Below are 9,058 nucleotides of genomic sequence, written 5' to 3' on the forward strand. Positions count from 1 at the left end.
CATTTCAAAAGGGTTGCATACAATTTCCCCATATGGCTTAAGTATGCAGACAGTGCTTTTTCCTTTTGATACATCAATTCCAACACTAATCATTCTGAACCTCCTCCAACTGTAAATAGTAATTGCTCCAGCCACACTTATTACCATTCAGTTTAGTTGGTTACGCGGGTGTTTCTCCCTACCTGCTTAAGCGAATGCTTATAATAAGGGGTTGGCTAACGGTTTTTATGACGGATGCGCTGATCCAAATAGAGCCACGTCAGACCAATTACTCCCCTTATTATAAAAAAATAAGTGCAGATGTCAGAGTTAATTACTCTCTAACAACTACACTTTTATGGTACTAAATAGATGCCAAAAGTCCGGTCCCATCATCCCAGTCCTTGATATATTCAGATGCAAGTTCCAGATCGTCAGGCGATACTTTTATTCCAAGCTCTTCTGATAACTCTCTGACTGCTGCCTCTTTTGGTGTTTCACCGGAACGTACTCCGCCGCCTGTCATATCCCATTTGCCTGGATAGTATCTTGCCCGAAGAGATCTCTGCTGCACAACGTACTTTCCCTCGCCATTTCCCGGTGCAGGGCTGTCACTTGTTTTCATAATGATAAGAACGTGCTTTATATAATCTCCGGGCTGTTTCTTTTCATGTTTTTCGATTATCTTCCCAGTGGGCTTACCTTCTCTTGTAAAAATCTCAATATATTCCATATATTCTTGCTCAGCCTTCGTTATTAATATTAGCATAGTATTCAACAATCATTTTCTGTACTGAAGGCGGATACATCAAAACGGTATAATGATTACCCTTCATGCTCTCCCTGTCCACAGAGACAATTCCCAGCTCCTTGCCTTCTGCTGTTGGATATTTCTGGCTAATACCACCAAGAAACTTCTCACCCACCAGACCTTTTTCTGCCAACACATCCCAGATTCTCGTCCCCACTATCTTCTTTACATCATCAGCGGAGCATATGCGGTTCAGTTCATCCTTGATCTCGGTTATGTAATAAAGATCCTTATATTCAAACTTCTCTATATCTTCCTTGGGGAGATAAAAATCGACTTTTTTCTTCTTTGTAGTACCTCTGCTATACGAGGACTCATTATCGTCCTTATCACCAGAGACTGGCATGCTGATAACAGCATCCGGATTTACACTCATGAACTCAGCTATTTTTTCCAAGAATTCTTTACCGTATTTATCAAATTTGTTGGTCCCAACTCCGGAAACTCCCAGCATTTCCTGCTCGTTTGAAGGAAGTTTGGCACACATATCAATCAGAGTCTTATCACTGAAAACAATATAAGGCGGCATTCCTTCCCTTCTTGCAATTTCCATCCTGAGTACCCTGAGTGCCTCAAACAGTTCATATCCTGCTTTGGTAAGTGAATCCGTACTTCTCGTCTTGGACTTTCCTGCCCTGGGACTAACTTCTTTTTCTTCATAAGTCCGAAGTAGCACTTTCGCATCTGGTTCCTTCAATGCTGCTATATTCCCAAGTTTCACCACACTGTATCTATCATCAGTCTGAATTATATATCCGTCCATGATCATCTGATTCATTAAAAGACGTATATCTGCTTCACTGTGATCTTTAAGGGCACCATATGTCTTATAGTTATCAGTCCCAAGCTCACGAAGCCTTGCTCTGTTTGCACCCACAAGCGTACCAAGAACAATATTCATCCCGTATCTGCCTTTGGTCTCATATACACAGTTGATGACCTGTTTAGCAGCATCAGTCATATCAATCTCTTTATATTCACGATGGCAGTTCCCGCAGTTATCGCATGGAGTGCTTACTTCTTCGCCAAAGTATTCAAGTATATAATTCCTCAGACACCCGGTTGTCCTACAGTAGCCTTCCATTACCTTAAGGCGCTTAATATCCCGCTGTCTGATGAGATCTTCATCCTCAGGATCCACCTCGCTGAAATCCTTTTTTTCCAGAAGGAACTTATTGATCATAATATCCTGGGCCGAAAACAGCAGAATGCACTGTGAATTCTCACCATCGCGTCCAGCTCTTCCTGCTTCCTGGTAGTAGTTCTCCATGCTCTGAGGCATATTGTAGTGAATTACGTACCGGACATTAGATTTATCTATACCCATGCCAAAAGCATTGGTTGCAACTATAACTGGTTTCCGATCAAATATAAAATCATTCTGACTGTCTTTTCTGTATTCATTATCAAGACCGGCATGATACCTGGCAACAGGAACACCTTCAAGAGTCAGCATTTCAAAAACCGCATCAACATTCTTCCTGGTTGCACAGTAAATTATTCCGCTCTCGTTACTATGATCTTTGACATATTTTCTTATATAGTCATCCTTATTCTTTATATGCTCAACAGAAAAATACAGATTCTCTCTGTCAAACCCTGTAACAAAAACACCGGGATCACGGAGTTTTAATACACATTCAATGTCACGTTTAACCTCTTCCGTAGCAGTTGCAGTAAATGCACTGACAATGGGTCGTTTTGAAAGCCTCTCTACAAATTTCACTATGTTCAGATAGCTCGGTCTAAAATCCTGTCCCCACTGGGATATACAGTGTGCCTCATCAACTGTTACCATTGATATCTCAGCACTGTCCGCAAAAGAAGTAAACTCCCAGTTATCCAGACGTTCAGGAGCAACATAAATAATCTTGTATGTTCCCGCCTTGGCCATTTCAAGTGCCTTTGTTATCTGAGAATCAGAGAGGGATGAATTGATATAAGCAGCATGTATTCCCGCTGCATTCAGAGATTTTACTTGATCCTGCATCAGTGAAATAAGCGGTGAAATAACAATTGTGATGCCTGGCAGCATTATAGCCGGAATCTGATAGCAGATGGACTTACCTGCACCGGTCGGCATTATTGCCAGCACATCCCTTTTCTCATCTAATATTGTATTTATAATTTTGCCCTGGCCAGTTTTAAACGAATCATAACCAAAGTATTGCTTTAGATTTGCCAGTGCAGTATTTCCAAATTCTGTCATATCGCCTCTTTTTAGATGAGTTTCTTCTTACCTATAGCATTGACCCACATCTCATCTTCTCTACCGGGTCTATTATCTGTACCAACCTCATTGTAAACAATCTCAAATCCTGCATTCTCAAACAACGGAACTATACTTTTCTCATCAAAATCGCTAAATCTGCGATCTCCACGCATCTTAGTGCCATCGCCATATTTGAAAGAAGCATATATAACACCGCCACTCTTAAGGGAAGTATTCAGCTTCTTCATCGTCTCCGGTAGCTGATCCCCCGGCACATGTAGAAGCGAAGCGCATGCCCAGACTCCATCAAACTCATTATGAAAATCGATATCCTCAAACCTCATATCCAGAACTTCCTGTCCCAGATATTCAGAAGCTCTCTTCCTCATTTCTTCAGAAGCATCAAAAGCTGTTACAGAAAAGCCTGCCTCCAGAAATGCCTTACTGTCTCGTCCACTTCCACAACCTGCATCCAAAACATGGCCATGCTCAGGAAGGAGTGCGATGAACCTGTCCCTCTCATATGACATATCTGCGTTAACACTTCCGGCAAAGAATGAGTCCGCATTCATGTCATAATACTCAACGGTCTTATCAACCATCGCTTCAGCAATCTTCGGAAGAAGTGCCAAATCTGCTGGAAGCCAGTCCACACTTCTAAGATCATTAACCTCTAGCCACTTCTCTGCTTCATGCTCCAAAAGTTGGAGCTTACCTTCTGCAACAGTTGCCCAATAGCAATTCATATGTAGGTGAAAAGTCTCATAATCATAATCAATAACATCTATCAGATCATGAACCTCGATCTCCGCACCAAGCTCTTCTCTAATCTCCCTTACGAGTGCTTCTTCAGGCGTTTCCCCTTCTTCAATCTTTCCTCCGGGAAATTCCCAGCCATCCTTATAATCACCATAACCACGCTGGGTTGCGAATATCTTAGTTTTTCTCTTGTAATCATCGCAGATTATTGCTGCGACTACGTTAACAGTTTTCATAATCATCCTACTTCCAGTTTGCTTTCTTCCCTGTGCACTACAAAAAGGAGTTTATTCTGTTTCTCTGGATTTCTCTTGCAAAATCTCCTGTAGTCAAAAGCTGCTATAAGCGTTTTTCCTGTACCTGTGGCAGCCACTACAAGATTCTTATTTCTGCCCCTTATTTTTCTCTCGGCATCGAGCCTATCTAATATTTCCTGCTGGTACGGATATGGATTGATGTCTACGATAAAGCCATAACCCTCTGTCTTTTCCCCATGCCTCTCCGCTCGTAACGCCTTTTTCAATTTGTCATAGCTATCATGGGTATATTTTTCAAAAGTCGTAGAATTCCAATAGCTGTCAAACGTAGCCTCTATCTTCTGTATTGTCGAAGCCATATCCTTTGTAGTCACTTTAATATTCCACTCCAGACCGCTGGACATAGCTACGTTAGACATGTTGGATGAACCTACATATGCAGTAGTAAAGCCTGTCTTTCTATAAAAAATATATGCCTTAGCATGAAGCCTGGTTCGCTTAGTATCATAGGATATGCGCACTTCAGTGCCAGGAAGCTTGCTAAGCTCTTCAATAGCTTTAACATCCGTAGCGCCCATATAAGAAGTTGTGATTATCCGAAGCTGGCCACCACGGTCCACAAAATCTTTTAATTCTTTGAACAAAAGCCGCAAACCGCTCCATTTTATAAAGGAAACCAACATATCGATTCTATCCGCAGTTTCCATTTCCTTCCGAAGCTCAGAATACATCTGCGGTTCATGAACAGCCCCGGTAAACAGGCTACTCTGCGCAACTGATGTTTCTGGACGCACTATATCCTTGGCCTTACGCTGACCAATTTTGTACATAGGATCATTTTCTGAAAGCAGCGCCAGCAGCTGCTCAGCACTATCAGCTACTGCCAATTCCTTCAGATCATTTAAATCATTTTCTTCTGATATCAGACCAACGACCTTATTAACCAGATCAATCTTCGCCTCAAGATTTTCATCATCAGAAATACGATCCAGAGCCTTATGAAGAACTTCCGAAACATACTTAGAAAGGATCTCTGATGCTTCAGCTCCATCAATCTTCTCAACTCGCTTTAGATCATCTGAAGATCCTGTAAGCTCTGACTGTATCTGTTTATTAATGACCTGTTCGTATAATCCTGGTTCCAACATATATATATTCCTCAAGTCAGTTTTCTGACATTTACATTAAACATTCATTTTCTTGGGCGTCCAAATTTCGTTATAGCCATTTTTCTGAGCCCAAGTGTAAATCATTTTTATACGCCTTGCTGATTCCTTATTACTCTGATCCCGCTCAATCATGATCTCATTCCGCTCAGATATCTTAGTAAGGAAATCAACCTGGGCTAGCTTATCTCTTTTCTTGTTATTACACTCAGGACAAGCCAGGACAAAGTTCCAAATCTGATCATCTTTTATAAACGACCACGGAATAAAATGATCCACCTCTACGCTATGTTTCGTGACAGGCTTGCCACAATAGAAGCATTTATTTTCGAATTCTTGGAATAGAATATCCCTGTAGTACGCAAGACTACTACGGGTGCGGAGGGTGCTCTCATCAATTTTGCTAAGAAGATGATCTACAGCGCTATCCTCATTAACTCTCTCAAGAAACTTCGCCCATTCATAATAGTTAAGCTTCTCTATAGCCACCTTGTGCTTACAAACGAACTCGTACATCCTTGGATTAATCCTGATCCACTCGCCCTTCTTGGAAAATGAATAAAACAGCCCACCAAGATCTGCATACAATGCACCAACTACATTTTCTTTACACTTCATTTTGACCTTATGACAGATATCAATACGCATATCTTCGGATAAACTCTCAAAGGGAATATCTTCAAGAATGTCATATTTCTCCTTGCCATATAAAAGTGCATTCTCAAGCTCAGACCGGCGATTCAGCTTACCAGGCTTCTTCTGTCTGATATGATGCTTCAAAACCAGGTTCCAATAAATCTCTGCAAACTTGGAAAAGAGCTGATCAAAATTAAGTACCAACTTACTATCAGTATTATATAAATTGTCCAGAATGGACTTCAGAAATCCAAATTTATAACTTGTATCATTTACGGATTTACTTGAAAAAAGGTATGCAAAGGCAGACCACATCTCATCATCTGAAAGTGGCCTGTCTTCGTACTCTGCTTCTTTTAACAAGTATCCTGCTGCCATATCTCTACCATCGCAATCTATTTCTAAATTTGTAAACTAAATCTATTATATATCGCCCATGAGCAGAAAATAATTAAATAAGTATTACCAACTCAGTGCTCACTCCCCAAACAGCAGATCATACAAATCTTCCTGTTTATATGGTATTCGCGGAAATGGTTTCTTTAGTTCCAATCGAAACAGCAGCATATGAAATGCCAAACATGCGATTGCAATCTTTTTTAGCAAAAAATAAGTAATCCACCAATCCCCACCAAACATCTTAAATATACTATCTATAAAACAATGCAGCTCAAATATTCAATGATCCTACTGAAATATATCTTCTACGCCTCCAACAATTTTCAGATATATATCTTCTACTATATCCGTTTTCAAATAATAAAAAAAGCCATCTGACAGTTTTATCCGCCAGATGACTTCAAAATCGTGTTTTGTAGTGATCATTTTCCGCAATAGATCTTAATTGCCTGGAAGATAAACTCTGAAGTTCCTTCACCGCCCATCTTTTCAATATTCTGGGTCAACTCTCCGCCTCCTACATAGCCTGTTCCAAGGCCATAAAGAATATCATCAGTGCATGTGTACATATGCTCCGTAATGAAATCCTGTACTTTCTTTACCTGAGCCTGGACCTCTTCGGATGCCGGATCCATTCCCTTCATAGTACCAAACTCTTCAAAAAGCTTAGTAAAGTCAGCCTTCAGGCCGCTCTCATATTCCTTTGTCCAGTTCTTGCTTTTTTCGGCATATTCTTTATAAGCAGGAGTATCTCCCCACTGTTCTTTAGCCTTTTTAGCGTATTCATCAAGCTTACTTGTATCAAATGCTGAAAAATTCAATTTCCTAAAATTTTGCCAGAATATTACAAAAACCATTTAGAAGCATGTCAACCTGAATCCAAATGGCTTTAGTAATCATTTTCACTGAAGAGCCTTTTTATCTTGCACATTACTAACAAAAGGAAACTTAATCACCAAATCCTTGTCAATCTCCATCATATTTAGTATTCTGCTAGCAGCTCCAGATGGATGATTAGTACCAGATTCCCATGCTTCAACCGTTTTATCTGATACTCCCATATAACTTGCAAAGGTTTTTTGTGACATTCCTGTAGTATTTCTAATTCTTTTTACATCTTCTGCTTCATACACTTTTACAGGTTCCACAGTAACTTTTTGTCTCTTTAGTATTGGCTTTTTACTGGTTGCATCTTCAATAGCTTCATTAAGGCCTGTCATAATGCTTTCATAAACACTATCATTCATTTCTTGCCACCTCCGAGGCTCTTTTCAAGAATACCTATTGCCTTCTTGATATTATTTCTTTCCTCTTTAGATAGATTATCTTTTTCTTTCTTGCCATAGACAGTAATCAGATAAATTGTCTCTGCTACAACAAAATCAACATAGCACACCCTGGCACTTCCACTTTTCCCTCTACCTTCGAAAGCTATTCTAGCTTTTCGTAGCTTGCCAGTACCTTTCATAACAGGATATTTCTTGGGATCCTTCAGGATATCCTGCTCCATCAACCAAAGATCGTCATCATCAAATCCTAATTCATCCCACTTCCGAGAGAACTCTGTCGTCTGAATAAATGTTCTTGTCATATATTCTCCTACTACCATTAATAATATACCCTATCTGATAGGGTGTCAACAACTCTCATTTTTAAATCATGATACTAATAACTCCATAAGCTTATCAGTAAGCGCCTGAAATGCCATTACTATTCCGGTTGTACCTAGTGCCCCCAGATATATTACAAAAGCAATCCCAATATCAATTACAAGTGGCTCCCACATCTGCCATTTGAACATTACCCAAACATTAACAGCAAATATAACCAGCATTACTATGCAGAACAGTCCGAATGCAACCTCTCCAATTTTGTATAGTAGTTCTACCCAGATTCTCAGAAAGAAAAGTATCAGAACCAGTGGGAACAACACCAACTTCATCAAAATCTTTAATATGAACATAGCCCCTCCTCCAGCGTAGAGTGGCTAAAGCTCAGGTCACTCACTTGCTGTTTTTCTTTTGTTTATACAGTTTGTTACAGTAGACAGCAGCTCTTGAAGCAGATTTAAACTCTTCTACACCGTTTCTTTCAATCACAGCCCTCTCGATGCCTTTGGCATTCCCTTTCTTGACTGCTTCTGTAAACATCTTGCCAAGACGGGACCTGACCTGGGCCGGTGACTCTTTTATGTCGTATTCAATAAGAACATCGTTTACACCTGCGAAAGTCGGAAGATCTGCCAGGACGAATTCTGCTTTCATTGTTTTGGCCTCAGCGATCATGTTGTTGATGGCAAGTGTATAGTCGTAGACAGTTCTTTTGCCGAACTTCTCCTCCAACATATCGCAGATGTAGTAGTTGACGGTTACGTTCTCCTTCTTGGCTGCTTTCTCAATCTGATCATATAATTCCTGTGTGATTGCTAAATTAACTCTTGGCATATCTTTTCCCTCTATGAGTGTTGTTTTATGTTCACTTACAGTTAAATTATATGAGTGTTGTACAATGTTGTCAATATAACGATCATGTGCCGTACATGTTGTGGTTAACCTCTGCCTGGTAGTAACTGCTCATGGTTGAAGGAGCATAGGTTCTCTCCTCCTCGCGGGTCTCGCCGGGCCGCTCCCATTACGTTTAGTTGTGGCTAAGCGGAAGTCTCATTATCCCTGTACTTATCTTCGCCATGCCGGTGCTACCGGCATTCCAGAGGGGCTATCTCGCTCAAGGCGTACCCTTGCGGCTCCACAGTACAGGACTGTACCTGATGAATGACTATTCAGTTTTCAATGTCCGACGAAAGGATTATTTACCCCTTCACTTATTCCCACTGGGAGAG

At 40.5% G+C, this 9,058-nt stretch carries 10 protein-coding genes and 1 pseudogene; all 11 read right to left on the reverse strand.

Going from position 1 to position 9,058, the window contains the following annotated elements:
• Window positions 1-343: 343 nt before the first annotated feature.
• The 11 genes and pseudogenes from T501_RS18860 to T501_RS18910 all read right to left on the reverse strand — a co-directional run bounded on the left by T501_RS18860 (window position 344) and on the right by T501_RS18910 (window position 8,663).
• Complete coding sequence (locus T501_RS18860) at window positions 344-712, reverse strand: NUDIX domain-containing protein (protein ID WP_044917013.1); 369 nt, start codon at window positions 710-712, stop codon at window positions 344-346.
• A 10-nt stretch (window positions 713-722) separates the two neighbouring features.
• Complete coding sequence (gene recQ / locus T501_RS18865) at window positions 723-2,999, reverse strand: DNA helicase RecQ (protein ID WP_044917014.1); 2,277 nt, start codon at window positions 2,997-2,999, stop codon at window positions 723-725.
• Between the two features lie 11 nt (window positions 3,000-3,010).
• Window positions 3,011-3,604, reverse strand: a complete 594-nt coding sequence (locus T501_RS22790) for a class I SAM-dependent methyltransferase (protein WP_044917019.1) — start codon at window positions 3,602-3,604, stop codon at window positions 3,011-3,013.
• Window positions 3,602-3,997: pseudogene (locus T501_RS22795) on the reverse strand ((deoxy)nucleoside triphosphate pyrophosphohydrolase); the annotation flags it as partial. The gene T501_RS22790 and the pseudogene T501_RS22795, both read right to left, overlap by 3 nt.
• A 2-nt stretch (window positions 3,998-3,999) precedes the next feature.
• Window positions 4,000-5,166 (reverse strand): DEAD/DEAH box helicase family protein, encoded by a 1,167-nt coding sequence (locus T501_RS18880; RefSeq protein ID WP_050008415.1) that lies wholly within the window; start codon window positions 5,164-5,166, stop codon window positions 4,000-4,002.
• Window positions 5,167-5,202: 36 nt separating this feature from the next.
• The gene (locus T501_RS18885; protein WP_044917016.1) at window positions 5,203-6,198 is read right to left on the reverse strand and encodes an HNH endonuclease; all 996 of its coding nucleotides are present in this window, start codon (window positions 6,196-6,198) and stop codon (window positions 5,203-5,205) included.
• A 443-nt stretch (window positions 6,199-6,641) separates the two neighbouring features.
• Window positions 6,642-7,040: a TipAS antibiotic-recognition domain-containing protein gene (locus tag T501_RS18890; RefSeq protein WP_242845579.1), complete on the reverse strand. Its 399-nt coding sequence runs from the start codon at window positions 7,038-7,040 to the stop codon at window positions 6,642-6,644.
• 81 nt (window positions 7,041-7,121) lie between these two features.
• Window positions 7,122-7,466, reverse strand: coding sequence for a helix-turn-helix domain-containing protein (locus T501_RS18895; protein WP_026509228.1), 345 nt, complete (start codon window positions 7,464-7,466; stop codon window positions 7,122-7,124).
• Complete coding sequence (locus tag T501_RS18900) at window positions 7,463-7,810, reverse strand: type II toxin-antitoxin system RelE/ParE family toxin (RefSeq protein ID WP_026509227.1); 348 nt, start codon at window positions 7,808-7,810, stop codon at window positions 7,463-7,465. Before T501_RS18900 ends, T501_RS18895 begins: the two co-directional genes overlap by 4 nt.
• Window positions 7,811-7,876: 66 nt before the next feature.
• On the reverse strand, window positions 7,877-8,182 hold the full coding sequence (locus T501_RS18905) for a hypothetical protein (protein ID WP_026509226.1): 306 nt from the start codon (window positions 8,180-8,182) through the stop codon (window positions 7,877-7,879).
• A 40-nt stretch (window positions 8,183-8,222) separates the two neighbouring features.
• On the reverse strand, window positions 8,223-8,663 hold the full coding sequence (locus T501_RS18910) for a hypothetical protein (RefSeq protein ID WP_026509225.1): 441 nt from the start codon (window positions 8,661-8,663) through the stop codon (window positions 8,223-8,225).
• Window positions 8,664-9,058: the final 395 nt, after the last annotated feature.

This window comes from Butyrivibrio sp. WCE2006, from assembly GCF_000701985.1.
Classification (GTDB): Bacteria; Bacillota; Clostridia; order Lachnospirales; family Lachnospiraceae; genus Butyrivibrio.

What these genes read in the sequence shown, in the direction of transcription:
- T501_RS18880 (WP_050008415.1), bottom strand. Translation starts at nt 5,166, where the DNA reads ATGTTGGAACCAGGATTATACGAACAGGTCATTAATAAACAGATACAG.
- T501_RS18885 (WP_044917016.1), bottom strand. Translation starts at nt 6,198, where the DNA reads ATGGCAGCAGGATACTTGTTAAAAGAAGCAGAGTACGAAGACAGGCCA.
- T501_RS18900 (WP_026509227.1), bottom strand. Translation starts at nt 7,810, where the DNA reads ATGACAAGAACATTTATTCAGACGACAGAGTTCTCTCGGAAGTGGGAT.
- T501_RS18895 (WP_026509228.1), bottom strand. Translation starts at nt 7,466, where the DNA reads ATGAATGATAGTGTTTATGAAAGCATTATGACAGGCCTTAATGAAGCT.
- T501_RS18910 (WP_026509225.1), bottom strand. Translation starts at nt 8,663, where the DNA reads ATGCCAAGAGTTAATTTAGCAATCACACAGGAATTATATGATCAGATT.
- T501_RS22790 (WP_044917019.1), bottom strand. Translation starts at nt 3,604, where the DNA reads ATGGTTGATAAGACCGTTGAGTATTATGACATGAATGCGGACTCATTC.
- T501_RS18905 (WP_026509226.1), bottom strand. Translation starts at nt 8,182, where the DNA reads ATGTTCATATTAAAGATTTTGATGAAGTTGGTGTTGTTCCCACTGGTT.
- T501_RS18860 (WP_044917013.1), bottom strand. Translation starts at nt 712, where the DNA reads ATGGAATATATTGAGATTTTTACAAGAGAAGGTAAGCCCACTGGGAAG.
- recQ (WP_044917014.1), bottom strand. Translation starts at nt 2,999, where the DNA reads ATGACAGAATTTGGAAATACTGCACTGGCAAATCTAAAGCAATACTTT.